The organism is Arthrobacter sp. TmtSoilC51, assembly GCF_055388015.1.
In genome coordinates this window covers 4,131,241-4,154,695 of sequence record NZ_AP035877.1, presented here as the reverse complement: position 1 = coordinate 4,154,695, position 23,455 = coordinate 4,131,241, and the positions used below count along the sequence as shown (strand labels likewise).

Below are 23,455 nucleotides of genomic sequence, written 5' to 3'. Positions count from 1 at the left end.
GTGGCTTCATCTGTTGACCCGTACGGCAGGCCGTGTAATCTTTATAGAACGAACGGTCGGTATATTATTCCGGACCGATCCCTTTCACTTCGCGAAGGATGTTCTCATGGTCGAGGCTTTTCTTGTTGGCGGCGCACGGACGCCGGTTGGTCGTTACGGCGGGGCACTGTCCTCCGTCCGTCCTGACGACCTCGCCGCACTGGTGGTCCGCGAAGCTGTGGCGCGTGCCGGCGTCGATCCTGACTCCATTGATGAGGTCATCCTCGGCAACGCCAACGGCGCTGGCGAGGAAAACCGCAACGTCGCCCGCATGGCCACGCTCCTTGCCGGACTTCCCCTCCACATCCCGGGCATCACCGTCAACAGGCTTTGTGCCTCGGGTCTGAGCGCCATCATCATGGCCAGCCAGATGATCAAGTCCGGCGCTGCGGACATCGTGGTGGCCGGCGGAGTCGAATCCATGAGTCGTGCCCCCTGGGTGCAGGAGAAGCCCACCACTGCGTTCGCCAAGCCGGGCCAGATCTTCGATACGTCCATCGGCTGGCGCTTCGCCAACCCGCTCTTCACCAAGGGCGAGCTCTCCCGGGACGGCAAGATGACCTACTCCATGCCTGAAACGGCCGAGGAAGTGGGCCGTGTGGACAACATCTCCCGCGAGGACGCAGACGCTTTCGCTGTCCGCTCGCACGAACTCGCTTTGGCGGCCATTGCAGGCGGCCGGTTCAAGGACGAGATCGTTCCGGTCACGGTCAAAACGCGCAAATCCGAGACCGTGGTGGACACGGATGAAGGTCCCCGCGAAGGCACCACCATGGATGTCCTGGCTGGGCTTCGGCCGGTTGTCCCCGGCGGCTCCGTCGTCACTGCGGGCAACTCCTCCAGCCTCAATGACGGCGCCTCAGCCATCATCGTCGCCTCCGAGGCGGCCATCAAGAGGTTCGGCCTGACGCCTCGCGCCCGCATCATCGATGGCGCTTCGGCGGGCTGTGAGCCGGAGATCATGGGCATCGGACCCGTCCCTGCAACGCAGAAGGTCCTGGCCCGCACCGGCCTCACTGTGGACCAACTCGGTGCAGTGGAGCTCAACGAGGCTTTCGCAACCCAGTCGCTCGCGAGCATGCGTCGCCTGGGATTGGACCCGGAAATCGTCAATAACGACGGCGGTGCCATCAGTCTGGGGCACCCGCTGGGTTCCAGCGGCTCGCGTATCGCCATTACCCTTCTGGGTCGCATGGAACGGGAACTCGCCAGCAACAATGGACCCAGGCTCGGCCTTGCAACGATGTGCATCGGCGTCGGGCAAGGTACCGCAATGCTGCTGGAAGGCGTGTAAATGGCACTGAACCAGGAAGACTTCAGCACCCTCCTCCTTGAGGAACGCGAAGACCGGCTCACCGTTCTTCTCAACCGCCCCGAAGTGCGCAACGCGATCGACCAGAAGATGGTGGACGAGCTGCACCTTGTCTGTGCTGAACTCGAGCGCAGCCCAAAAATGTTGATCATTGCGGGCACGGACGGCGTCTTCGCATCCGGTGCCGACATCGGACAGCTCCGGGAACGGCGCCGCGACGACGCACTGCAGGGGATCAACTCAACCATCTTCGTGCGCATCGCCAAGCTGCCCATGCCCGTTATCGCTGCGTTGGACGGCTATTGCCTGGGCGGCGGCGCGGAGCTCGCCTACGCGGCAGACTTCCGTATTGGAACCCCAAGTGTCCGGATTGGCAATCCCGAAACAGGCTTGGGAATCCTCGCCGCTGCCGGCGCCAGCTGGCGGCTCAAGGAGCTCGTGGGCGAGCCGAAAGCCAAGGAAATCCTCCTGGCCGGCGCCGTGTTGCGGGCCGAGGAAGCGCTGCGAATCAGCTTGATCACTGAGATTCACGAAGCCCCTGAGCTCATGGAGGCCGCGCATAACCTGGCTGACCGGATCGGTCGCCAGGACCCCCTGGCGGTCCGGATTACCAAAGCGGTTTTCCACGCTCCTGCGGAAGCACACCCGTTGATCGACACTCTTGCGCAGGGGATCCTTTTCGAATCCCAGGCCAAGTTCGACAGGATGCAGGCGTTCTTGGACAAGAAATCCGCCGCCAAAGAGCCCGCCGCTCCAACTGCCATCGAAGACAGGACCCAGAAATGACAGCCGTTCCCGCAATTCCACACGTTGTCGGAGTCCTCGGCGGTGGCCGGATGGGTGCAGGCATCGCACACGCGTTCCTGACCAAGGGCGCCACGGTCATCGTGGTGGAGCGGGATCATGACGCAGCGGCCGGAGCCCAAGGCCGTGTGGCAGACGCCGTTGCCAAGTCGGCTGCCCGCGGCACCCTGAGTGAAACCCCTGAAGAAGTTATGGCCCGCTTCAGTACGTCCACGGACTACGAATCCTTCATCCACTGCGGCCTGGTGGTAGAAGCCGTGCCCGAGGATTACGACCTCAAGGTCTCCGCGTTGAAGGCGGTGGAGGACCACCTTTCCGCGGATGCCTTCCTGGCCTCGAACACGTCATCGTTGTCCGTTACGGGCTTGGCGAATGAACTCCGCAGGCCAGCCAACTTCGTCGGCCTGCACTTCTTTAACCCGGTGCCCGCCTCCACCCTCATCGAAGTGGTGCTGGCCAAGGAAACCTCCCCCGAACTCGCCCAAGCGGCAAAGAACTGGACCGAGGCACTTGGCAAGACCGCCGTCGTCGTCAATGATGCGCCCGGCTTTGCCTCTTCCCGGCTGGGCGTCGCTATTGCCCTGGAGGCCATGCGCATGGTTGAGGAGGGCGTGGCATCAGCGGAGGACATCGACGCCGCCATGGTCCTTGGCTACAAGCACCCCACCGGGCCGCTCAAGACCACCGACATCGTGGGTTTGGATGTTCGTCTGGGTATCGCCGAATACCTGCATTCCACGCTGGGTGACCGCTTCGCGCCGCCGCAGATCCTGCGGGACAAAGTTGCCCGCGGGGAACTGGGCCGCAAAACGGGCAAGGGCTTCTTCGACTGGAACGACTGACCATCCCGCACCGGTTAGGCTAACCGGGTGACCTCGATTGAACCCATCATCTTGACCGGCAAATTCGTGACCCTCGAACCCTTGAAACCAGATCACCATGACGGTTTGGTGGAGGCGGCCAAGGACGGCGAACTCTGGAAGCTCTGGTACACATCCGTACCCACGCCGGAGGGCATGGCGGCGGAGATCGAGCGGCGCCTGGGCCTGCAAACGCAAGGTTCCATGGTGCCCTTCGCTACCAGGCTCAACAGCACGGGCAAGCTCATCGGAATGACGACATACATGAACATCGACGCCGCCACGCCGCGTGTCGAAATTGGCTCCACGTGGAATGCTGCGTCCGTGCAGGGCACAGGCACCAACCCCGATTCCAAGCTGTTGCTCCTTCGGCACGCCTTTGAAACACTCGGCTGCCCCGCCGTCGAGTTCCGCACGCACTGGCTCAACCACCAGTCCCGCGACGCGATTGCCCGGCTCGGGGCCAAGCAGGACGGCGTTTTACGGAACCACTCGCGCACCAAGGATGGAGTGCTTCGGGACACCGTGGTGTTCTCCATCCTCGAGCACGAATGGCCGGCTGTGCGGAACGGTTTGGAGTTCAGGCTGGCCAAGTACGGGCTGTAGCCCCGGCGTTGCCGTCAAGGTCTTCTCCCGCTTGCCTGTCCGGCGTAGTCTTGCCAACACATTGCCCCGAACGCGGCCGACGGGTGGGCGAGCCGCGAAGTGATCCCTTTTGGCGGATCATCGGAGCCCCACAGAGCAGCATGAAGGGGAAACATTATGGCAACTCATCGAGCACGACGCCGGCACTTGGCTTTTGCGGGCGGGCTGGCCGCCCTGGCACTCACCTTAGGCTTCACGGCTAGCCCCGCGACCGCCGCGCCGCCGCCACCGGTCACGTATGTCGCACTCGGCGATTCGTACACGGCGGGGACTGGTGCCGGGGATTTGTACCGTCCACCGGTTGCTTGCTGGCAAAGCCCTGGTGGTTACGTCGACCTTGTGGACGCCTCACCAAAAGTCACCCTGGTGGCTAATTTGGCGTGTCACGGTTCTGTCCTGAGCCAGACAAGCCCGTTCTACGACTTTGTGACGCCAACAATCGACCAACAGATCTTCGCCGGGCAGCAGGCCTTGGCTGGCGCCGACCTGGTCAGCATCACAGCTGGTGCCGTGGATGCCGGCAGTTTGCTCGCTTTACAGGCCTGCTCCACGCCCAATACCCAGCTTTGCGCAGCCACCGTTACGGGCATCATTCAAAACCTGCAGCTTGGTACCCTTCAAACCGGGCTGGAGGCCACATATCAGGGCATTCAACTGGCGGCACCGGATGCTGCAATAGCTGTTTTGGGCTATCCGCGCCTGTTTGATCCGTCCCAGGGCGACATTGTTATCAATGGGGTAACAATAGTTCCAGTCCAGAACCAAATACTCGTGAATCAAGCCATTGATGCCCTTAATGCAACCATCGCGGCGGCTGTCGAAGGCAGCGGGACCAACGCAGTGTTCATCGATGTGACCAAGCGGTTCCTCGGGCATGCGGTCAACTCAGCCAATCCATGGATCGTCCTGGATCTCACCCAGCCGCTCCTGGATGCGAACTTCCATCCGAACAGCGCCGGACACCAGGCGTATGCGTCCGCTCTGCTCTCCTCCGTGCAGCTGACGAAACTCGCCAAACGATAAACCACTAACACGTTGCCAACCCGCTGTTTCGTTGTCGGCCAACAACGAAACAGCGGGTCAGCAACGGGGTTCCTGCTCGCCAACGCGGTCAATTCCGGCGCAAGCGGAAGATCGAAGAAGCGCGGGGGCGGTCCTCCATGCGTGCGAGTGGGCGGCTCCCATGAAGGAATAGCCCACCATGCCGACACGGAGCGGACGGGAGCCCATCACCGCGGGACGCTTTCGCCCGCAAGCGTACTCCGGACCGACGTCCACGACTTCAGGACCTCCAGCACGGCCGGGTCCCGCTCGGTCAGGAGGGCCTGTTGGTACGAGTCCTCTAGGAAGGCGTCCACCGATACCCGGGCACCGGTCGAGGCACTGAGGATGGCGGCCTCCACCATGGCCAGGCTCATGATGTTCTGGTGCACCTGGCCCATCGGGATACTTCCGGTGCGGACTGAAGATACGAAGTCTCGCAGGGAGCCAGCAATTTCCTGGCCCGGGTCGCCAGCGCTGGATCCCGGAGGAACAGGCGCAGAGGACACTGGCTCATTGTCCCCGTCCCACAAGACCGTGCCGTGCTCGCCGCTGATCCGCCACGAAGCATTCCAAGAGGTCTCCTGGCCCGGACTGCACCAGCTGCCCGTGAATACAAAGCGCTCGCCGCCGGTCATCTCAAAGATGGCAGTAGCCCCGGCGTCGCCGCGGTACCAGCTCCAGGAGGGGTTGTACTCCTCGCAGAAGACAGAAACAGGATCGGCGTCCAGCAGGAACCGGGCCATGTCGAACTGATGGATGGCCATGTCCAGCAACAGCGGGTGGTCCATGGCATCCCGGAAACCGCCGAAGTGCGGCGCCTTGAAGAATTCCGCTGAAACAATGCCAACCGAACCCAAGGAAGCTGCCTGGCGCTTGGCTTCAAACAGTTGCCGGTTGTAGCGGCGGGATTGGCTGACCATGAAGAGCTGGCCGTGGAGTTCTGCGGCTGCGGCCAAGGACAGGCCTTGGGCCACCGTGGATGCCACGGGCTTTTCTCCGAGTACTGGCAGGCCAGCGGCAAGCGCTTCGGTGGTCACCGGATGGTGGGCGGCAGGGACGGTGACATTGATGACCGCTTGAGCTCCGACGTCGGACGCCAAGTGGGCGGTCCCGGCACCTACGGGGAGCTCGGGACGGCCCAGTGACGCCGCCGCCTCGTTAGCCGTCGCGAGGTCCAGGTCGACGATGCCCGCGAGCTCCACCAGCGGTGACTCCTCAACGGTCCGCAGCCAGGCGCGGCCCATGCCCCCGGCGCCGACCACTACGACGCGAAGGGGAGTGCCGTCGTCGGGGATTGTGGCGAAAGGCGTGCTCACGCGTTTGCTCCTTGGTAGCTCTTGCCGTTGAAGAAGTCGTTGGTTTCGTAGCGAAGCAGCTCAGGGACGGCGCGTTCGGGGCGGTTGGTGACGGCCCATTCCACGGCGTTGGCGATGACCCGGCGGACGTCTTTGTGGTGATAGACCGGGTAGTCCTGGTCGCCGGGGCTGAAGAAGAAGATCTTGCCGTGGCCGCGCCGGAACGTGCAGCCGGAACGGAAGACTTCGCCGCCGCTGAACGAGCTGATGAACACGAGTTCCTCGGGCGTGGGGATATCGAAGAATTCGCCGTACATTTCCTGCTCGGGGATCACGATCGGGTGCGGAACGCCCTTCGCGATGGGGTGGGTGGGGTCCACGGTCCAGACGAGTTCGCGGTCCTGCTCGGAGCGCCAGCGCAGGGTGCAGGTGGTGCCCATGAGCTTGGTGAAGATCTTGGACCAGTGCCCGGAATGCAACACGATCAGGCCCATTCCCGCGAGGACCTGGCGGTGGACGCGTTCCACGATCTCGTCGTCAACGTCTGCGTGGGACATGTGCCCCCACCAGGTCAGAACGTCGGTGTTGGCGAGGACTTCCTCGGTGAGGCCGTGTTCCGGTTCGTCCAGGGTTGCGGTACGGACCACGACGGCGGAACCCAGGTTCTCCTCGATGCCGGCCTTGACAGCGCCGTGCATTCCCTCGGGATAGAGGCGCGCGACCAGTTCATCCCGCTTCTCGTGCCGGTTTTCGCTCCAGACGGTGACGCGGATGGGCTTGCTTGTTTCTGGCATGATTCATTCCTTCTGATGAGTGACGGTCTACTTGACCGCGCCGCCGGTGGTGCCTGCAGCGATGTATTTTTGGGCCGCGACCAGCAGGACGATGGCCGGGATGGAGGCGAGGACCGCCGTCGCCATCACTGAACTCCAGTCGTTCACGTAGGCGCCGATGTACTGGAAGATGCCAAGGGTGACAGGCCGGACCGCTTCTGTGGTGGTCAGGGTCAGGGCGAACAGGAAGTCGCTCCAGGCGAACAGGAATGTAAAGAGGCCCGCGGTGATCAGCGAGTTCCGGCTCAACGGAATCACGATCGACCAGAACGCCCGGACGTGTCCCGCACCGTCCACCCGAGCCGCCTCGATCACGGACGCCGGCATGCCGTTCATGAATGCCCGGATGATGAGGATGGCGAACGGGATTCCATGTGCCGAGTCTGCAAGGATCAGCCCCGGAATGGAGTTGAGCAGCCCGAGGTCGTTGTATGCCGTGTACAGGGCGTTGGCTACCACGATGCCTGGGATCATTTGGCTGATGAGGATGGCAAACAGGACAACTCCCGCGCCGCGGACCTTGAAGTAGGCCAGGGCGTAGGCCGCCGGAGCTGCGATTGCCAGGCTCAATGCCACACTGCCGAGGGAGATGATCAGGCTGGTGCCGAGATTGCCGGCTTGTTCGCTGATGGCTGTGGCATAGCCGGTGAAGTCCGGCTTCAAGGGCAGCCACGAGGTTTCCAACGTAGTGCCGTTGGGCTGCAGGGAGGCGTTCACCATCCAGTACACGGGGAAGAGCATGATGGCCAGGAAGAAGATGGCCAGTGCCGTGTAGCCCCAGTTCTTGCGGTTGTTTGCCGGTGCTTTTACACGTACCGGTGGGCGGACGGATGCTTTCAGAACGGTTGTCATGGTTTCCTCACTCATCCACTGCGCGTCGGCTGGCCCGCAGGTACAGGACCGCGAAGACCAAGGAAATGATCACCAGTACGTTTCCCAGCGCCGCGCCCTCGCCGAACTTGAACTCGTGGAACGAGAGATCGTAGGACTGGGTGGCGATGGTCTGGGTCGAGTTCGCCGGGCCACCATTGGTCAGGCCCAGGATGATGTCCAACACCTTGAGGGTGTAGACGACGCCGAGCACCAGCACCACGCTCACCACCGGTCGGAGCATCGGCCACGTGATGTGCCGGAACGCCCTCCAACCCGTGGCCCCATCCAGGGATCCGGCCTCGTAAAGCTCGTCCGGGATCTCCTGCAAGCCGCCGTAGAGGATGGTCAGGTTGAAGGGAATGCCGATCCAGATGTTCACGCCTACCACCGCGATCAGGGCAAGCGAGGTGCTGGTCAGCCACGGGATGCCGGTATCGATGATGCCGAGGTCGCCAAGGAAGCGGTTCAATGCTCCGCTGTCCTTGTCCAGGATCCAGCGCCACACGGCACTCGAGACGATCAAGGGAAGGAGCCAAGGGAGAAGGAGCAGGGACCGCAGTATTCCGTTGAGCGGGAACTTCCGCTGGAAGAAGATGGCCAGCGCCAGCCCGATCGCGAATTGGCCGATAATGGAACCGATGGTGAACAGAGCAGTGTTCAGCAGTGAGGTTGAGAACAACGACGATGACAAGACAGTCACGTAGTTGGCGAAACCCACCCAGGGGGCCTCTCCGGTGAAGAACGTGGCCGTTGTGTAGTCCTGGAAACTCATGACGACGTTCTTGACCACGGGGTAGCCAAAGAACAGCGCCATGTAGACCACAGCAGGGACCAGGAAGAGCCACTGGAAGATGCGCTCGCGGCGTTGGCGGGTGCGCCGCCTGGGGGTCCGCGCTTCCGTTTGGGGGTTGGCCACGCGGCCGTGCTTCCGGTTGGCCTTTGCATTGGCCTTTCCCGCGGAACGTGGCGCTGTTTGCGATAAATCTGTTGTCAATGACATGGCTGGCTGCTTACTGGCCTTGCGCCTGCTTGAGGGCATCGGCCGGTGAGGCATTACCGGTCAGGGCCGTCTGGATTGCGGTGTAGATCTTGGTTGCCTGGGCCGGCCATCCCTCGCCGAGCTGGCCGGTGCGTGCGCGCGCGGTCTTGATCAGCTCAGTGAATGTTGCGAGCTTGGGGTTTTCCGTGGCGAACTTGTCCGCCAGCGTGGTCTTGGAGGGGATGGTGTTGCGGACCTTGGCCATGGCCATCTGGTTCTCGTCGCTGTTCAGGCAGGCGACCACTTCTGCGGCCTTGGCCTGGCGTGCCTTATTGCCCGTCTGGGGGACCGTCCATACTTCGCCACCGAGCGGTGCGACGGACGTCTGGCCGGCTTCGCGTACGGGGATCTTCACCACACCGTACTGAAGGGTTGGCTGCTTATCCAGGGCCGGGATCTGCCAGGGGCCGTTGACCATCATGGCTGCTTTGCCGGCCATGAACTGGTCCTTGACGTCGGCCTGGGTCCAGTTCAGGGCCGAGGATGAGACGGAGCCACTCTTGACCAGGTCAGTCCAGAGCTGGAGTGCCTGTTCGGTCTCCTTGGTGTCAATCTTCTTCTCATCGCCTCCGTTGGACCACATGACCGGCAGGAACTGCCAGGTGCCTTCATAGGTGGGGTTGGCATTGAATGCGAGCCCGTACTGGTCGCCGGACGTGAGCTTGGCGGCTGCTGCCTTCAGCTCATCCCAGGTGGTGGGCGGGGTTACTCCGGCCTTATCCAGGATGTCCTTGTTGTAGAACAAAGCGATGGTGTTCACAGTGGGGGCCAGGCCGTACACCTTGTCTTTGTACGTGCCTGCGCTGAGGACTCCCTCTGCGAAGTTGTCCGTGCTGATCTTGAAGTCTGCCAGGGGAGCCAAGGCGCCAGTGGCGGCAATCTGCTGCAGGTCCGGGTTGTCCAGCATGAGCACATCCGGCAGCGTCTTGGATGAGGACTGCTGGAGCACCTTGGAGATGAGGGACTTGCCCGGGACGGTCTCCCGCTTGATGGTGACACCTGCCTGGGTCCCGCACTTGGTCAGGGCATCGCCAATGAAGGACTTGTCCGGCTCGTTGTTGTAGTAGTCCATCACGGAGATCTCAGTGACGGCTTCCGACGACGATGCTGCAGTGGACGTCCCACAGGCTGTGAGGGCCAGAGGCAGGCCTACCAATGCAGCGACGGCGAGGGCGAGAGGACGGGTTGTCCTTTGTGCTGACTTCATTGTCTGTTCCTTTTTCTGGGTTCTGATTTGTCGATGCGTATCGACGATGCGTATCGATAGATTCGCAAATGGAGGTGGTGCAGGGTGCTTTGGAGAAGGATTAGCTGCCGTGGGGTGGACGGAGCGTGCTGGCACGGTGCGTAATGACCGTGGGTACCAATTCCAGGGATTCGGTTGGTCCCTGGTTTTCGGCTTCGAGGAGATCGCAGATAATCTTCACCGCGCGGCGTGAGACTTCGGCCGGGCGGAGGTCAATGGTGGAAAGTGGGATGGGCTGAAGCTCGGCAAGCGTGGGGGAGGCGCTGCCGATCACGGAAACGTCCTTGCCCGGAGTCAGTCCGCGGTTGGTAAGAACGCGTCGCAGAACATCTTGAACGGTGCCGTCCGGAGCGATAAACGCAGGCACGCCAGTGGTCTCCGCCAAGGCTTTGTCCACGGAATCCGCGATCGCATCACGGTCAGTTCCGCCGGGCAGGTGCAGCACTTTGACGCCCAGGCTTTGGGCGGCTTTGTCGGTGCCGGACATGAACCGCTCAACATAGTTCACGTGGCGGTCCACCACTTCCGGCTGCCAGTCGAGGACGGAGATGACTTCATGGCCTGCCGCAGCGAGGTCCTGTACGCACTGTTCGCCGGCCATTTCAAAGTCGGCATCAATGCAGACCAGCCCCGAAGGATCGTGGGGGATGCCGATGAGCACCACTGGAACGTGGAGGCTCCGGACTACCGGGAGCCGTTCGTCGTCGCCTTCCACCTGCATGAGGATCAGGCCATCGCAAATCTGCTGGCCAACCACGCGCTGCAGTCCGGGTGCGCCCTCATCCTCAGTGACCAGCAGAATGTCGTGGTCATATTGGCGGGCGGTGTTGGCAATCACGGAGACGAATTCCATGATCGATGCCATGTGCAACTCGGGGATGAAGGGGATGACCAGGCCGATCACGCGGGTCCGCCGGCTGGCCAGTGCGCGGGCCCCGGCATTTGGCTGGTAGGTCAGCTGCTGGATAGCGTCCTCTACCTTTTTCCGCGTTTTCTCGGAGATGGGCCGCTTGCCGCTTAGAACATATGAAACTGTGCTCTGTGCAACGCCGGCGGCCTGGGCAACGTCCTTGCTGGTGGGCATGCCCTGGCCTCCTTGCGCTCTCTGCTGAACGGTTCCTGTAGTCATCGATACGCATCGTCGATGCGTATCGAGTAAGAGTATGACATGAGTCACTTGCCCCCCGCAATACCAATCCGTTCCTCTCTCACATCCAACCGCTTTTGGGCGGTTCCTCTCTCACATCCAACCGCTTTTTGGCGGTTCCTCTCTCACATCGAAGCGGACGAATGTGCTTAGCTGGCTCCTATGGACGGGACAGCACCGCACTTGGGTGTCCACTGGGATGGCGCCGTGAATGCTTGGCGGATCGCGGGGGACGTGTACAGGATGGGTCGCCACGAGTGGCTTACCGAGGCTGGTTGGCACCAGATGTACGACGACGGCGTCCGCACCATCATCGACTTGCGCGCCTCGGGCGAGCGGCGGCAACGCGACACCGATCCCGAGGTGCCGGACGATGTGAAAGCTCGCATCGACGTCGTACATTGCCCCACGGAGGACCCGGACCATAGCGGGTTCGGCCAGCTGTTCGGCCCGTACCTGAAGGACCCCGCGCAGTACGGCGAGTATGTGGGGCTGTTTGCGGAGAAGATCGCGGCCGTCTTCAAGGCAATCGCGGCGTCGCCCGGAAAAGTTGTGATCCACTGCTCGGCAGGCCGGGATCGCAGCGGTGTGATCGCACTTATGTTGCAGCGTTTGGCCGGTGTTGGCGATGACGAAATCCTGCGCGGCTACGAACTGGCGGCGCGGGGGATCAACGAGCGGCACCGCACCCATGGGGCGCCGCACGCCCATGACCCCAACCTTTCAGGCGAGGACTTTGAGGCTTGGTTGGAGCAGAAACGGGCTGGTGTGAGGACGTTTCTGGGTTCGCTGGACGTTGAATCATTCCTGGCGCGGAACGGGGTGACGGAAGGTGAGGTGGCGGCGATCCGGGCGAAGTTGCAGTGATGTGAGAGAGCATCCGCCAAAAAGCGGTTGGATGTGAGAGAGCATCCGCCAAAAAGCGGCTGCATCTGAGAGAGCATCGCAGAAATTCCTGCTGTACTCCTCGGGGCATTCATGTACCCTGTATATATTACCGAACGGCCGGTCAGTAATGTTTGCGCTCCCGCAGACCCAATGACCGTGCCGATTTCACGTGCCTTGGAAGGACCCGTCGACGATGACCACTACCGCAGTCGCCCCGGAAACCACAGCCGTTGCAACCGTTCCCAGCTACGTCCAGGATGCCTGGTGGACGCCGGCCCCTGATGCCAAAAGGGTCCCTGTTCGCGATGCCAGCACCGGAGAGGTCCTGGCCAACGTGAGCACCGACGGACTGGACCTTGCCGCCGTCGTAAATCACGGCCGCACCACAGGCCAGACGGAACTCGGGAAGCTGACCTTCCACCAGCGCGCCCTCAAGCTCAAAGAGCTGGCGCAGTACCTCAACGGCCGGCGAGAAGAGCTCTACGCGTCCTCATCCCAGACCGGCGCCACCAAGATCGACAACATGATCGACATCGACGGCGGCATCGGCGTGCTCTTCACGTTTGGCTCCAAGGGCCGCCGCGAATTGCCGAATTCGCAGGTTGTTGTGGAGGGCCCCATGGAGGTCCTCTCCAAGGATGGCTCGTTCGTCGGTGAGCACATCTACACACGCATTCCCGGCGTCGCCGTGCAGATCAACGCCTTCAACTTCCCGGTGTGGGGAATGCTCGAGAAGTTCGCCCCTGCGTTCCTGGCCGGCGTCCCCACCATCGTCAAGCCAGCAACGCCCACGGGATACGTAGCCGCAGCCGCCGTCAGGGCCATCGTTGAATCCGGCATCCTGCCCGCGGGCTCGCTTCAGCTCATTTCCGGCTCCGCCCGGACCATCCTGGACGAACTCGACTACCGCGACCTCGTCTCCTTCACAGGCTCGGCGTCCACGGCCAACTCCCTCAAGTCGCACCGCAACGTGGTCCAGGGCGGCGTCCGGTTCACCTCCGAGACCGACTCGCTCAACGCCGCCATCCTCGGCCCCGACGCCGTCCCAGGCACGCCGGAGTTCGACGCATTCGTCAAGGCCGTCGTCACCGAAATGACCGTCAAAGCCGGCCAGAAGTGCACCGCCATCCGGCGCATCATCGTGCCCCAGGAACTCACCTCCGAGGTCGCAGCCGCCGTCGGCGCCCGCATCAACGAGCGCGTCGTCGTTGGCGACCCCCGCGCTGAGGGCGTCACGATGGGCGCTTTGGCTTCGCTGGAACAGCTCGCCGACGTCCGCGCGGCTGTTCAATCAATGCTCGACGCCGGTGGTGAGCTTGCGTACGGAACGCTCGATTCGCCGTCGGTCACCTCCGTCGGCGGCAAGGTGGGCGTCGTGGAAGACGGCGCGTTCATGTCTCCCGTGCTCCTCAGCTGGGCCGATGCCGAAGCCGAAGAAGTCCACTCGCTCGAAGCGTTCGGTCCCGTATCCTCAGTGATCGGCTACACGGACCTGGCCGATGCTATTCGTCTCGCCGCCCGCGGTTCCGGCTCGCTGGTGGCATCGGTATGCACCAACGATCCCCACGTTGCCCGCGAACTCGTCACAGGAATCGCAGCCCACCACGGCCGCGTCCACATGCTCAACCGCGAGGACGCACGGTCCTCCACCGGCCACGGCTCACCCGTTCCGCACCTGGTCCATGGAGGCCCCGGCCGCGCTGGTGGTGGCGAGGAACTGGGCGGCATCCGCTCCGTCCTGCACCACATGCAGCGCACCGCCATCCAGGGCTCGCCCAACATGCTCACCGCTGTAACAGGCCAGTGGCACACCGGCGCGGACCGCAACTTCACGGTCGAAACCGAAGGCGAGCACCCGTTCCGCAAGCACCTTTCGACGCTGAGGATCGGCGACGCCGTTCGCTCCGATTTGCGTCAGGTGACCCTTGAGGACATCACGGCCTTCGCCAACTCCACAGGCGATACCTTCTACGCGCACACCAACCAGGAAGCCGCCGAAGCCAACCCGTTCTTCCCCGGCATCGTGGCCCACGGCTACTTGCTCCTGAGCTGGGCTGCCGGTCTGTTCGTGGAGCCCGCACCGGGTCCCGTCCTGGCCAACTACGGCTTGGAGAGCCTGCGCTTCATCACCCCCGTTGCAGCCGGCGACTCCATCCGCGTCACGTTGACCGCCAAGAAGATCACACCGCGCGAGACCGACGAATACGGCGAGGTTGCCTGGGACGCCCTCCTGACCAACCAGAACGACGAGATCGTAGCCACCTACGACGTCCTGACCCTCGTGGAGAAGTAACCTTCTCTCACATAACTGGGCGTTCGGCCGGACGCTCTCTCACATAACTGGGCGTTCGGCCGGACCTTCTCTCACATAACTGGGCGTTCGGCCGGATCCTCTCTCACATAACTGGGCGTTCGGCCGGACGCTCTCTCACTTAGTGCTTGATTCCCGAAGACTGAGCCCGGGCGCGAAGTCGTGTTCCTTCGGGGGCTGGCCCTGAATTGCATCGATCAAGGCGTCAGCCATGGCAGCGCCCTGGAGGTTGAGTTTGGTGCCGACCGTGGTGAGCCTTGGCCGCAATTGCTCGGCCAACTGGACTTCCTCGCAGGCAACAAGACCGATTCGCCCGGGCGCCCCCAATCCAGCGTCCGCCAGTGCGGACATTGCTCCCAAGGCCACGGAAACGCTTGACGCCACGATGCCTTCGGGCTGCACAGATGCCGCGAGTAGCCCCTGCGTGGCGCCGCGGGCCGCGTCGGTGCTGTATTCGGTGCGGACAATGAAGTCCTCTGCGTCTTCATGCCCAGCCTCGGTGCAGGCACGGAGGAAGCCCAGGGTCAGGAACGGCGAAAGCACGGACGATTCGCTGCCGCCGAGCAGCGCCACGGGCCAGCGGCCTTGGTCCAGCAAATGCTTGGTCGCTTGGTAGGCAACGGATTCGTAGTCCGTGGTCAGAACCAGCGCACCTGTCCCTGCAAGCTGCGGCGTGCCAAGCAGAACCTTGGTGCCACGGTCCTCGGCTTCCTCAATGGCGGCACGCACAGCGGCGGTATCGATGTCGTCACCCGTTGCGAGGATGACCCCGTCAACACCCTGCAAAGGCAGGGATTCCAACAATCGCTCCAGGCGCGTGATGCTGTGGTCAAGGTCGCAGAGAAGGACGCTGTAACCGCGGCCTTCGGCGGCGTGGGCCACAGCCTTGGCAAGCTGGCTGTGGAAGGGCTGGGCGATATCGCCCACCAGGAGCGCGATGGTGTTGGAACGTCCGCTGCGCAGGCTGCGGGCCGCGCTGTTGAGCACATAGTTCAGTTGGGCGACGGCGTCCATCACCTTGGTGCGCGTCTCATCCGCAACCGTCGATGGGGCGGTGAAAACACGCGAAACTGTGGCACGGGAGACGCCGGCCGCCCGTGCCACATCGAGCATGGTTGCTGGTGCCGCGCTACCTACCGTCATGGGATCTGATGGTATCGAGAAACAGCGACGCGTAGCGACGTCCGTCGACACCGAGGGCGACGTCGATGCTGTCGCGGCTTAGATATCCGTGCGGCAGCGTGGTCTCGGAGGCCTTTGTCCGGCGGTCGACGACGGTCTGCCCCCGGGTCAAAGGGTTTGCGAGGCTGACTTCAACCCGATGGCGATGGGTCACAAGGCCTTCGGGATCGATCACGGCACATACAGCCCCGGCGTCACCAATACCCGCTGAACCGGGCGACGTCAGCCGGAAATCATCCGCATTCACCTTCGCCAGATGAGTCAGAAGATGGCCGCTGAGCCGGCATCCGGCGTCGTCGGATTCCCGCAGCAGTTCAATGTCAGGTGCCTCGACGGCGGCGCTGTAGAACACGTCCAAGCCGTACATGGTGATCGGCAGGCCGCTGCTGATCACTATCTGGGCTGCCTCGGGATCGTGCCACACGTTGAACTCGGCCACAGGGGACGCGTTGCCCGCCGATGCGGATCCGCCCATGAACACGATCTGTCCGATGTTCTTGGCAACTTCCGGGTAGGTCCGCAGCAAGAGGGCGATGTTCGTCATCGGGGCCAGGGGCACCAAGGTGACCGGCTCGGGACTCGCGAGGATCTCGCGGCGTAAAAGCTCGACGGCGTGAACCGCCTCGGGCTTTCTGGCTGACGGTTCCCAGCCAAGATCGGCCAGCCCGTCCCCGCCATGGACGTGGCCGGCGTCGCGGGGCTCTTCGAGCAGGGGCCTGACAGCACCGGCGGCAACGGGCACGCTGGTGGCGCCCGCTATGTCCAGGACCGTCAGCGTATTGCGGACCACTCCATCCAGGCTGGTGTTGCCCGCCACGCAGGTGACGGCCCGGAGATTGACGTCGGGGTGCCGGGCAGCCAATAGCAGCGCCAGGGCGTCGTCCACCCCTGTATCCACGTCCAGAATCACTTGTTGCATGGTCGGTTCCTACTCTGTGGATGCAATGAGTTCGGCGAGGTCGTCCAAGTCCGGTGCGTCCCTGAACCGCAGCACTACGCGGTCGATTGCCGCAGCAGGGAAGGCAAATGGCGCCTCGTACTCGGTGGAAACGGTGCTGACAGGGTCCGCGCCGATGTCCATGCCCCAGAAGGAGAGGTGACTTGAGGTTCGTGGAACCCCGGTAGAAGCAACTACATCGTCCCCATGAAGCAGTTCCACCAGCCCGGCATTGTCCTCCAACGGCGTGAGACGTACGCCCACAGTGTGTGTTCCGGTCGGCAACACAACGTCCGACTTGAGCACGACACGGACTCCCAGGGCATTGTGTTCGAAGATCAGGACATCGTTGCGGACATAGAGCACATAGCCGCCTGCCACGTTGCCACTGGAAACCAGAACACCTTCCATGCCCGGCTCGAATTCCTGCAGATGGACAGTGAATTGCAGGGCGCGGTCACTGCCGGTGATCGCGCTGGCCAACGGAACATGGCTTTGCCCGGCCCTGAAAACGATCTCCCTGCGGTTCACCAAGCCGACCGGACCGCGGGCGGTCAGAAGTTCCACCAATGTGCGGTCATCGAGCGGGAACGCACCTACCTGCTCCGCTTGTTGCCACCAGAGCTCCTGTAAGGCCCGCAGCTTGTCGGGTTCGCTTCCCGCCAGGTTGTTGGCTTCCGCGAAGTCTTCCTTGGTGTTGTACAGCCGCCAGTCGTCCTGGCTGTAGTCCTGCCCGTGGAGGTGCGCCGTAACGGCCTTCCAGTCGCCCTGCCGTATGGCCCGGTGGCCGAGCATTTCCCAGAACTGGGTGTCCCTTGGCTCGTTCGCATCAGCGGAATCGAACGTGCCTACTGCTGACGCGCCGTCGAACGTCTCTTCTGCCTCGATCCCGGCGGCGTCGAGCAGCGTGGGCATGACGTCGATCGCGTGCAGGAAGTGATCCCGCACTTTGCCTACGTCCCGGATCTTTTCCGGCCATGAGACAACCAGCGGTGAGCGCACTCCGCCAAGGTCAACGAACTGCTTGTATCGGCGGAACGGGGTGTTTCCAGCCATTGCCCAGCCCTCAGGGTAGTGGGCGCCACCTAGAGGCCCACCGAGCCCTGAAAGGATGCTGGTTTGCTCGGCCGCTGGTCTGCGGACGCCCGAGTACGGTGCGTTGCAATCGACGTCGCCGGATGGTCCGCCTTCGCGCGACGCACCGTTGTCCGACATCACCAGGACGATGGTATTCCGGTGCATGTCCATGGCCTTCAGCGACTCCATGACACGGCCTATCTGGGCATCGGCGTGCTCCAGGAAACCCGCGAAGGCGGCCTGAAGGTGTGTGAAGACCTCTTGTTCGGTGCTATTCAGTTCGGACCAGGCACGCACTTCCTCCAGGCGTTCCGTGAGGGCAGTACCATCCGGTACAACGCCCAACTCCACCTGCCGCTTCAATCGTTCGATGCGCGTCTGGTCCCACCCCTTCGTGAACACATCGACGTACTTTTCGATGTACTCCCGTGGTGCCTGGAACGGAGCATGTGTGGCTCCCAGCGCGAGCTGCAGGTAGAAAGGGGCTTGCGGCCTGTAGGTGGCGTGGTCCTTGAGGAAGCGGATTGACTGCTCCGCCAGGTCCTCGCTCAGGTGGTAGCCATCGTGGGCTGGCGGCACGATGCTGTGGTTGTCGGCGACCAATTCGGGGGAGTACTGGTCCGTGCACCCATCCAGGAAGCCGTAGAACCTGTCGAAGCCACGGCTTAGCGGCCAATTGTGGAAGGGCCCCGCTGGCGTGAGTTCACTCAGCGGCGCAAGGTGCCACTTGCCTGCGAGGTATGTTCCATAGCCGTTCCTGCGCAGCACCTCCGGGAGCATGGGCACGTCCGGACGGACGAAGCCGCGGGAGTTGGGGAAGCCAGTGTCCGCATCGGCCAGGAATCGCATGCCCACAGAGTGGTGATTGCGTCCCGTTAGTAGGCTCGCCCTTGTGGGGGAGCAGAGTGGCGTGACATGGAAGTTGGTGTACCTGAGCCCATCGGCGGCGAGGCCGTCGATGGCCGGAGTGTTGATTTCCGAGCCGAAGCATCCGAAATCCGACCATCCGGTGTCATCCAGAATGACCATGAGAATGTTGGGTGCGGAGCTGTCCGCTCCGAGTTGCTCGGGCCACCAAGCCTCGGATTCGGCAACGGTGGTGCCGATGCGGCCGCGAAATTCCTGCTGCATTGCTGCGGTTTCCGTTCTGTTTCGGGAGGTGCTGGCTTTAGAGCTGGGAAGCAGCCACGGACTCAGGCGACGCCGAAGAGGCATGGACAAACTGGGTCTTGCGGGACGTCAGGTACAGCGCACAGCCAAGGGCAACCAACGCCACCAGCATCAGGTATCCGGAAATGCTCCACGTCGCGCCCCCAGCGTTGTTCTGCAGGGCTTGGGCGATCAGCGGGCCGAATCCGCCGCCGATCACCGTGGCAACCTGGAAGCCAATGGACATTCCGGTGTAACGGACCTTCGGGTCCAAGACTGCTGCGAAGAGCGTTGCCTGCTGGCTAAACAGCATTCCCACGATCAGCCCATTTGCGGACATCACTACGAACAATGCCAGGACGCTCTTGGTCTCCATGAGCCAGAACATAGGGAAAGCCCAAAGCGCCAACGCCACGGTGGCGGTAACCAGTACCCGTCGTGGGCCGAATCGGTCAGAGATGATGCCGGAAACGGGCGTGATGATGAGGTTGGTGATGGACGAGGCAATGTTGGCCATCAAGGCCACTGTGGGGCTGATGCCCAACGTGGTTGTAGCAAAACCGATGATGAAGACGCCCTGCATGAAGCCCAGGGTGGTGTCGCTGACGTGCACGCCAATCATCGCGAGGATCTGCTTCGGGTAGCGACGAAGCGCAACGACGAGGGGCAGCTTTTCCTTGGCGGCCGGGGTCGCCACGGTCTTCTCGAAGTCAGGCGTTTCCGTGATTTTCAGACGCAGGATCAATCCAAAGACCACCAGGATTGTGCTCAGTAGGAACGGGATACGCCATCCCCAAGCGAGCAGGTCTGCCCGGGACAGTGTGCCCGTGAGAATGGCTACGACCCCGCTGGAAAGGATGACGCCGATCGGCGCCCCTGCTTGGACCAGGCTGCCGAAGAAGCCACGCTTGGCTTCCGGAGCATGTTCGACGGCGAGCAGTGCAGCTCCGCCCCATTCGCCGCCCAGCCCGATTCCTTGGAGGAAGCGAAGGGAAACGAGCATGACCGGCGCCCAGAGGCCCACCTGCGAATACGTCGGCAAGAGCCCGATCCCGACCGTCACGGTTCCTGTGAGGAAGAAGGTAAAGAGCAGCATCTTCTTGCGGCCAACCCTGTCACCCAGGTGCCCCACCACCACGCCGCCCAGTGGCCGCGCTATGAACCCGACGGCGAAGGTGCTCAGGGAGAGCACCGCTGCCAGGCCGGGATCACCGCTGGGGAAGAAGATGGCGCCGAAGACGAGCGCCGCCATGGGTCCGTAGACAAAGAAGTCGTAGTACTCCAGGACGGAGCCGATGGTGCTGGCAGTGGCGGCCGTCCACGGGGAAGTCTTCCCGGGAGCCACGGGCTTTTGCGTTGAATGTGGGGAGTTCATGTTAGTCCTCGTCGATTAACCATATCTATGGGATCGATCCCATTCGCGTCCCCAATGAATGTCTTGTTGGTGATGAGATCGATCCCATAACGTTAGGCCCGCACTACATCCCTGTCAAGGGTCGATTGCCGAGCGTAAAATCTTCACCGTAGGAGGTGGCCAAATGAACCTAGCCCTCAACCACGCCACTACTGTCCTGCCCGTCGATGACATGAGCCGCGCCCGCATGTTCTATGCGGAAAAACTCGGCCTTCCGCACCGCGGCATGACGTGGGATGGAAATGATTTGTTCGGCAACGAAGGCGGTCCCATGCTGCAGTTGTTGCCCATCAAGGACGGTAAGCACTCCGGTCACACCGCCCTGAGTTTTGAAGTCCAGGACATCGAACGGCTAGTCCCGGAGATGGAAGCCAAAGGCATCACCTTCCAGGACTACGACGAGCCTGACCTCAAAACTGAGAACCACATCTGCACAACAGACGCCGAAAAGTGCGCCTGGTTCATGGACACGGAGAACAACGTCCTCTGCATCCACGAAACTCTTGGCCAGCAGGCTGAATACCAGCTCTGACGGCGGGCCCTTGCCGCACGACCACGAAGCGCTTCCCCAGCTGTGGGGAAGCGCTTCGTCGTGTTCGGGCGGGTCGGGGTGTCGCTTCCTGACCTTCTTTGGCTGGCGAGCAGTGCCGACGCGCCGGTCCGGTAGGCGTGTCGGGGTCGCTGCGGTTTCAAAGTGGGTCAGGAAGGTACAAGGCTCGACGGCGGAACGTGCCCCTGCGCCCCCGGCCTCCTTGGGTGGCGCAGGATGTGAGAGAAGGTCAGGCCGCGGTGTGGAGGCCGTCGAAGGCCATGGTGATGACGTCGTCGGCAAGTTTTTCGGGGGACAGGGAGCCTCCCGGCTTGTACCACTCCACGATCGAGTTGATGGTGCCGAACAAGAGCCGGGTGACCGTGCGGGGATCGATGTCCTGGCGCAGGGAGCCGTCTTCCCGGGCAGCGGCGATCAGGGCAGCCACCTTGTGGTCGAAGGCACGCCGGCGTTCAAGAGCATCGCGTTCAATCTCGGTGTTTCCCCGCAGGCGTAGCAGCAGGGTGACGAACGGCAGTCTGTCCACCAGCACCGCGATGGTCTGCCGGAGCACGAACTCAAGCCTGGCATCGGCCGGCCCGGACGTGGCGGAAGGCTCATCAAGGATGGCCTCCAAACCGCCCAGGGCGTGGTCCAGGGCGAGCTTCAGGAGGTCGCCCTTGGACGGCACGTGGTGGTAGATGGCTGACTTGGAGATCCCGAGGTTCTCAGCCAGGATGCCCATGGACGTTGCGTCGTATCCGTGGCGGTTGAAGACGTCGACGGCGATGCGGAGCACCGACTGCTGGTCGTAACCGGGCCGTCCGCGCTTGGTGGTTGTCTCAGTAGGCATGGTGGCATTTTCTCACGATCTCTAGAGGGGCTGCCGGTCAGCGACGCCGCATGTCAGCCCTTCGGCCGCAGGTCGTAAATCCGGCGGAGCTTGCCGTTGGAACGCTCAAGGGAACCCGGCTCCACGACATCAACTACACAAGAGGACCCGACGTGGATCTTGATCTGCTCGCGCAAGGTGCGTGCCGCCGTCGTGCCTGACTCGGCGGGGACGTTTTCGCGCCGTTCGATCCGCACGGTCAACTCATCCATGCGCTTGCCCTCGGGGCGGGTGATTTCGAGCTGGAAGTGTGGGCTGAGCTCGGGGATCCGCAGGGCGATTTCCTCAATCTGGGACGGGAAGAGGTTCACGCCGCGGAGGATGATCATGTCGTCGCTGCGGCCCGTGATGCGGCCCATGCGGCGGTGGGCCGGGCGCGCGGTGCCTGGGAGCAGCCGGGTGAGGTCCTTGGTGCGGTAGCGGATGATCGGAAGTGCTTCCTTGGTGAGCGATGTGAAGACGAGCTCGCCGGGTTCGCCGTCGCCCAGGACTGCGCTTTCCCCCCGGGAGGGATCGAACGGATCGATGATTTCGGGGCGGAAGTGGTCCTCCCAGATGTGGCAGCCGTCCTGCGTTTCGACAGCTTCACCTGCGACGCCCGGGCCCATGACTTCGGAAAGCCCGTAGATGTCCGAGGCCTTGATGTTCATGGTGGTTTCGAGCTCGTGGCGCATCTCTTCGGTCCACGGCTCGGCGCCTAGTACGGCGTATTTCAGCGACGTGGACGTGGGGTCTATGCCCTGGTGGACCATGGCGTCGGCGATGGTCAGCAGGTAGGTGGGGGTGGCCAGGATGGCGTCCGGCTTGAAGTCCTGGATGAGCTGGATCTGGCGTTCGGTCTGGCCGCCGGACATCGGAATGACCGTGCACCCCAGGGCTTCTGCGCCAGCGTGCGCACCGAGGCCGCCGGTGAAGAGGCCGTAGCCGTAGGCGTTGTGGACCTTCATACCGGGACGGACGCCGGAGGCGCGGAGGGACCGTGCCACCAGGGTGGCCCAGTTGGCGAGGTCATTCTTGGTGTAACCAACCACCGTGGGGCGCCCGGTGGTGCCCGAGCTCGCGTGGATGCGGGCTACCTCGTGCTGCGGGACGGCGAACATGCCGAATGGGTACTCCAGTCGGAGGTCTTCCTTGGTGGTGTAAGGGAACTTGCCCAAGTCAGTTAGCTCGCGCAGGTCCGATGGGTGCACGCCGGCTTCGTCGAATTTGCGCTTGTAAAGCGGCACGCGATCGTAGGCATAGGCCACTGTGTGCTGCAGGCGGCTGAGCTGCAGTGCTTCCAGCTCGTCGCGGGACATGGTTTCTTCGCGGTCCAGGACGGGGGCGGCCGCCTTGGAGGTGTGCGATGCGGGCGCGGCGACGGTGTTCTGGGTCATCTGGAGTTCCTACTTCTTGGAGATGGTGCGGCTGCGGCCTCGGAACTCGGCAATGAGTTCCCCGGGACCGGGGTCGGAGGTTGTATCGGCTGTTGGTGAGGCCGCGTAAATCTGGATGTCGTAGAGACCGCTGCGGCCGGTACTCGCCCGACGGTTTGCGACGGCGGTGATCACCTGGCCTTCGAACGCCGGCTTGATGAAGTTGATATCGACGCCGGACGCCACCGTGATGTTGGCGGCCTGCTTTGGCGTGGGGTTGGCCGGGTTGCAGGCCAGCGCGAAGGCTGTGTCCGCGAAGGCGAAGATCATTCCGCCATGGGCCATACCGAATCCATTGAGCATTTCCTGGCGGAGGTGCATGCGGATGGTGGCGTGGCCGTCGTCGATCTTGAGGACCTCGATGCCCATCCATTCAGACGCGTAGTCGTTCGTCAGGATGTGGTGCGTTGCACCGGAGAGGGTTGTTTCAACCATGCGTCATTGCCTCCAGCTTTATTTACCGAATGTTCATTAGGTAATCCCAGATCGCGCCAACTGTCAAGACTGGACAAGCTTGACGCGAG

21 protein-coding genes and 1 pseudogene are annotated in these 23,455 nt (G+C 62.7%); 8 read left to right on the top strand and 14 right to left on the bottom strand.

Features of this window, described 5'->3' with window-relative positions:
* Positions 1 to 106: 106 nt before the first annotated feature.
* The 5 genes from ACZ5G6_RS18920 (at position 107) to ACZ5G6_RS18900 (ending at position 4,683) form a co-directional block, all read left to right on the top strand.
* Positions 107 to 1,333 (top strand): thiolase family protein, encoded by a 1,227-nt coding sequence (locus tag ACZ5G6_RS18920; RefSeq protein ID WP_223934357.1) that lies wholly within the window; start codon positions 107 to 109, stop codon positions 1,331 to 1,333.
* Entirely contained in the window at positions 1,334 to 2,137 is an 804-nt protein-coding gene (locus ACZ5G6_RS18915) for an enoyl-CoA hydratase/isomerase family protein (protein ID WP_498687275.1), read from the top strand. It begins immediately after the preceding gene.
* Positions 2,134 to 2,997 (top strand): 3-hydroxyacyl-CoA dehydrogenase family protein, encoded by an 864-nt coding sequence (locus ACZ5G6_RS18910; protein WP_498687271.1) that lies wholly within the window; start codon positions 2,134 to 2,136, stop codon positions 2,995 to 2,997. The genes ACZ5G6_RS18915 and ACZ5G6_RS18910 overlap by 4 nt, the downstream gene beginning before the upstream one ends.
* A gap of 27 nt (positions 2,998 to 3,024) precedes the next feature.
* The gene (locus ACZ5G6_RS18905; protein WP_223934354.1) at positions 3,025 to 3,621 is read left to right on the top strand and encodes a GNAT family N-acetyltransferase; all 597 of its coding nucleotides are present in this window, start codon (positions 3,025 to 3,027) and stop codon (positions 3,619 to 3,621) included.
* 156 nt (positions 3,622 to 3,777) lie between these two features.
* Positions 3,778 to 4,683 carry an SGNH/GDSL hydrolase family protein gene (locus ACZ5G6_RS18900; RefSeq protein WP_498687269.1) on the top strand — a complete coding sequence of 302 codons (906 nt, stop codon included), beginning with the start codon at positions 3,778 to 3,780 and terminating at the stop codon, positions 4,681 to 4,683.
* A 68-nt stretch (positions 4,684 to 4,751) separates the two neighbouring features.
* Here ACZ5G6_RS18900 and ACZ5G6_RS18895 read toward each other — a convergent pair.
* From ACZ5G6_RS18895 to ACZ5G6_RS18865, 7 genes and pseudogenes are all read right to left on the bottom strand, one after another.
* Positions 4,752 to 4,890: pseudogene (locus tag ACZ5G6_RS18895) on the bottom strand (gfo/Idh/MocA family oxidoreductase); the annotation flags it as partial.
* Complete coding sequence (locus ACZ5G6_RS18890; RefSeq protein WP_498687268.1) at positions 4,890 to 6,020, bottom strand: Gfo/Idh/MocA family protein; 1,131 nt, start codon at positions 6,018 to 6,020, stop codon at positions 4,890 to 4,892. The pseudogene ACZ5G6_RS18895 and the gene ACZ5G6_RS18890, both read right to left, overlap by 1 nt.
* Positions 6,017 to 6,793 (bottom strand): ThuA domain-containing protein, encoded by a 777-nt coding sequence (locus ACZ5G6_RS18885; RefSeq protein WP_498687266.1) that lies wholly within the window; start codon positions 6,791 to 6,793, stop codon positions 6,017 to 6,019. Before ACZ5G6_RS18885 ends, ACZ5G6_RS18890 begins: the two co-directional genes overlap by 4 nt.
* A gap of 27 nt (positions 6,794 to 6,820) precedes the next feature.
* Complete coding sequence (locus tag ACZ5G6_RS18880; protein ID WP_498687264.1) at positions 6,821 to 7,684, bottom strand: carbohydrate ABC transporter permease; 864 nt, start codon at positions 7,682 to 7,684, stop codon at positions 6,821 to 6,823.
* 7 nt (positions 7,685 to 7,691) lie between these two features.
* Positions 7,692 to 8,705: a carbohydrate ABC transporter permease gene (locus tag ACZ5G6_RS18875; RefSeq protein WP_498687262.1), complete on the bottom strand. Its 1,014-nt coding sequence runs from the start codon at positions 8,703 to 8,705 to the stop codon at positions 7,692 to 7,694.
* A 10-nt stretch (positions 8,706 to 8,715) separates the two neighbouring features.
* A complete protein-coding gene (locus ACZ5G6_RS18870; RefSeq protein ID WP_498687260.1) occupies positions 8,716 to 9,951 on the bottom strand; it encodes a sugar ABC transporter substrate-binding protein in 1,236 nt (411 codons plus the stop codon).
* Positions 9,952 to 10,051: 100 nt separating this feature from the next.
* A complete protein-coding gene (locus tag ACZ5G6_RS18865) occupies positions 10,052 to 11,074 on the bottom strand; it encodes a LacI family DNA-binding transcriptional regulator (RefSeq protein WP_223934347.1) in 1,023 nt (340 codons plus the stop codon).
* A gap of 225 nt (positions 11,075 to 11,299) precedes the next feature.
* Between ACZ5G6_RS18865 and ACZ5G6_RS18860 the strand changes: the two genes are divergently transcribed.
* A complete protein-coding gene (locus ACZ5G6_RS18860) occupies positions 11,300 to 12,004 on the top strand; it encodes a tyrosine-protein phosphatase (protein WP_498687259.1) in 705 nt (234 codons plus the stop codon).
* A gap of 214 nt (positions 12,005 to 12,218) precedes the next feature.
* Positions 12,219 to 14,318 carry a phenylacetic acid degradation bifunctional protein PaaZ gene (gene paaZ / locus ACZ5G6_RS18855; RefSeq protein WP_498687257.1) on the top strand — a complete coding sequence of 700 codons (2,100 nt, stop codon included), beginning with the start codon at positions 12,219 to 12,221 and terminating at the stop codon, positions 14,316 to 14,318.
* 135 nt (positions 14,319 to 14,453) lie between these two features.
* Here paaZ and ACZ5G6_RS18850 read toward each other — a convergent pair whose 3' ends face one another.
* The 4 genes from ACZ5G6_RS18850 to ACZ5G6_RS18835 are packed head-to-tail and all read right to left on the bottom strand — an operon-like array spanning position 14,454 to position 20,056.
* On the bottom strand, positions 14,454 to 15,479 hold the full coding sequence (locus ACZ5G6_RS18850; protein ID WP_223934344.1) for a LacI family DNA-binding transcriptional regulator: 1,026 nt from the start codon (positions 15,477 to 15,479) through the stop codon (positions 14,454 to 14,456).
* Entirely contained in the window at positions 15,466 to 16,437 is a 972-nt protein-coding gene (locus tag ACZ5G6_RS18845; protein ID WP_498687254.1) for a nucleoside hydrolase, read from the bottom strand. Before ACZ5G6_RS18845 ends, ACZ5G6_RS18850 begins: the two co-directional genes overlap by 14 nt.
* Positions 16,438 to 16,446: 9 nt before the next feature.
* Positions 16,447 to 18,663: an arylsulfatase gene (locus tag ACZ5G6_RS18840; protein WP_498687253.1), complete on the bottom strand. Its 2,217-nt coding sequence runs from the start codon at positions 18,661 to 18,663 to the stop codon at positions 16,447 to 16,449.
* A gap of 37 nt (positions 18,664 to 18,700) precedes the next feature.
* Positions 18,701 to 20,056, bottom strand: a complete 1,356-nt coding sequence (locus ACZ5G6_RS18835; RefSeq protein ID WP_498687252.1) for an MFS transporter — start codon at positions 20,054 to 20,056, stop codon at positions 18,701 to 18,703.
* A 163-nt stretch (positions 20,057 to 20,219) separates the two neighbouring features.
* Here ACZ5G6_RS18835 and ACZ5G6_RS18830 point away from each other — a divergent pair, with 163 nt between their 5' ends.
* Positions 20,220 to 20,627 (top strand): VOC family protein, encoded by a 408-nt coding sequence (locus ACZ5G6_RS18830; RefSeq protein WP_223934340.1) that lies wholly within the window; start codon positions 20,220 to 20,222, stop codon positions 20,625 to 20,627.
* A gap of 247 nt (positions 20,628 to 20,874) precedes the next feature.
* Here the strand turns inward: ACZ5G6_RS18830 and ACZ5G6_RS18825 are convergent, their stop codons facing one another.
* From ACZ5G6_RS18825 to ACZ5G6_RS18815, 3 genes are read right to left on the bottom strand one after another with little or no spacing between them, the layout of a single operon-like run.
* The gene (locus ACZ5G6_RS18825) at positions 20,875 to 21,477 is read right to left on the bottom strand and encodes a TetR/AcrR family transcriptional regulator (protein ID WP_223934339.1); all 603 of its coding nucleotides are present in this window, start codon (positions 21,475 to 21,477) and stop codon (positions 20,875 to 20,877) included.
* 53 nt (positions 21,478 to 21,530) lie between these two features.
* On the bottom strand, positions 21,531 to 22,892 hold the full coding sequence (gene paaK, locus ACZ5G6_RS18820) for a phenylacetate--CoA ligase PaaK (RefSeq protein ID WP_223934338.1): 1,362 nt from the start codon (positions 22,890 to 22,892) through the stop codon (positions 21,531 to 21,533).
* A 9-nt stretch (positions 22,893 to 22,901) separates the two neighbouring features.
* Positions 22,902 to 23,366 carry a hotdog fold thioesterase gene (locus tag ACZ5G6_RS18815; RefSeq protein WP_223934337.1) on the bottom strand — a complete coding sequence of 155 codons (465 nt, stop codon included), beginning with the start codon at positions 23,364 to 23,366 and terminating at the stop codon, positions 22,902 to 22,904.
* Positions 23,367 to 23,455 lie beyond the last annotated feature (89 nt).

Excerpts from the sequence above, each read along its gene's own strand:
- ACZ5G6_RS18920 (WP_223934357.1), top strand. The coding sequence starts at position 107 with ATGGTCGAGGCTTTTCTTGTTGGCGGCGCACGGACGCCGGTTGGTCGT.
- ACZ5G6_RS18915 (WP_498687275.1), top strand. The coding sequence starts at position 1,334 with ATGGCACTGAACCAGGAAGACTTCAGCACCCTCCTCCTTGAGGAACGC.
- ACZ5G6_RS18910 (WP_498687271.1), top strand. The coding sequence starts at position 2,134 with ATGACAGCCGTTCCCGCAATTCCACACGTTGTCGGAGTCCTCGGCGGT.
- ACZ5G6_RS18900 (WP_498687269.1), top strand. The coding sequence starts at position 3,778 with ATGGCAACTCATCGAGCACGACGCCGGCACTTGGCTTTTGCGGGCGGG.
- ACZ5G6_RS18885 (WP_498687266.1), bottom strand. The coding sequence starts at position 6,793 with ATGCCAGAAACAAGCAAGCCCATCCGCGTCACCGTCTGGAGCGAAAAC.
- ACZ5G6_RS18880 (WP_498687264.1), bottom strand. The coding sequence starts at position 7,684 with ATGACAACCGTTCTGAAAGCATCCGTCCGCCCACCGGTACGTGTAAAA.
- ACZ5G6_RS18875 (WP_498687262.1), bottom strand. The coding sequence starts at position 8,705 with ATGTCATTGACAACAGATTTATCGCAAACAGCGCCACGTTCCGCGGGA.
- ACZ5G6_RS18870 (WP_498687260.1), bottom strand. The coding sequence starts at position 9,951 with ATGAAGTCAGCACAAAGGACAACCCGTCCTCTCGCCCTCGCCGTCGCT.
- ACZ5G6_RS18865 (WP_223934347.1), bottom strand. The coding sequence starts at position 11,074 with ATGCCCACCAGCAAGGACGTTGCCCAGGCCGCCGGCGTTGCACAGAGC.
- ACZ5G6_RS18860 (WP_498687259.1), top strand. The coding sequence starts at position 11,300 with ATGGACGGGACAGCACCGCACTTGGGTGTCCACTGGGATGGCGCCGTG.
- paaZ (WP_498687257.1), top strand. The coding sequence starts at position 12,219 with ATGACCACTACCGCAGTCGCCCCGGAAACCACAGCCGTTGCAACCGTT.
- ACZ5G6_RS18850 (WP_223934344.1), bottom strand. The coding sequence starts at position 15,479 with ATGACGGTAGGTAGCGCGGCACCAGCAACCATGCTCGATGTGGCACGG.
- ACZ5G6_RS18845 (WP_498687254.1), bottom strand. The coding sequence starts at position 16,437 with ATGCAACAAGTGATTCTGGACGTGGATACAGGGGTGGACGACGCCCTG.
- ACZ5G6_RS18840 (WP_498687253.1), bottom strand. The coding sequence starts at position 18,663 with ATGCAGCAGGAATTTCGCGGCCGCATCGGCACCACCGTTGCCGAATCC.
- ACZ5G6_RS18835 (WP_498687252.1), bottom strand. The coding sequence starts at position 20,056 with ATGAACTCCCCACATTCAACGCAAAAGCCCGTGGCTCCCGGGAAGACT.
- ACZ5G6_RS18830 (WP_223934340.1), top strand. The coding sequence starts at position 20,220 with ATGAACCTAGCCCTCAACCACGCCACTACTGTCCTGCCCGTCGATGAC.
- ACZ5G6_RS18825 (WP_223934339.1), bottom strand. The coding sequence starts at position 21,477 with ATGCCTACTGAGACAACCACCAAGCGCGGACGGCCCGGTTACGACCAG.
- paaK (WP_223934338.1), bottom strand. The coding sequence starts at position 22,892 with ATGACCCAGAACACCGTCGCCGCGCCCGCATCGCACACCTCCAAGGCG.
- ACZ5G6_RS18815 (WP_223934337.1), bottom strand. The coding sequence starts at position 23,366 with ATGGTTGAAACAACCCTCTCCGGTGCAACGCACCACATCCTGACGAAC.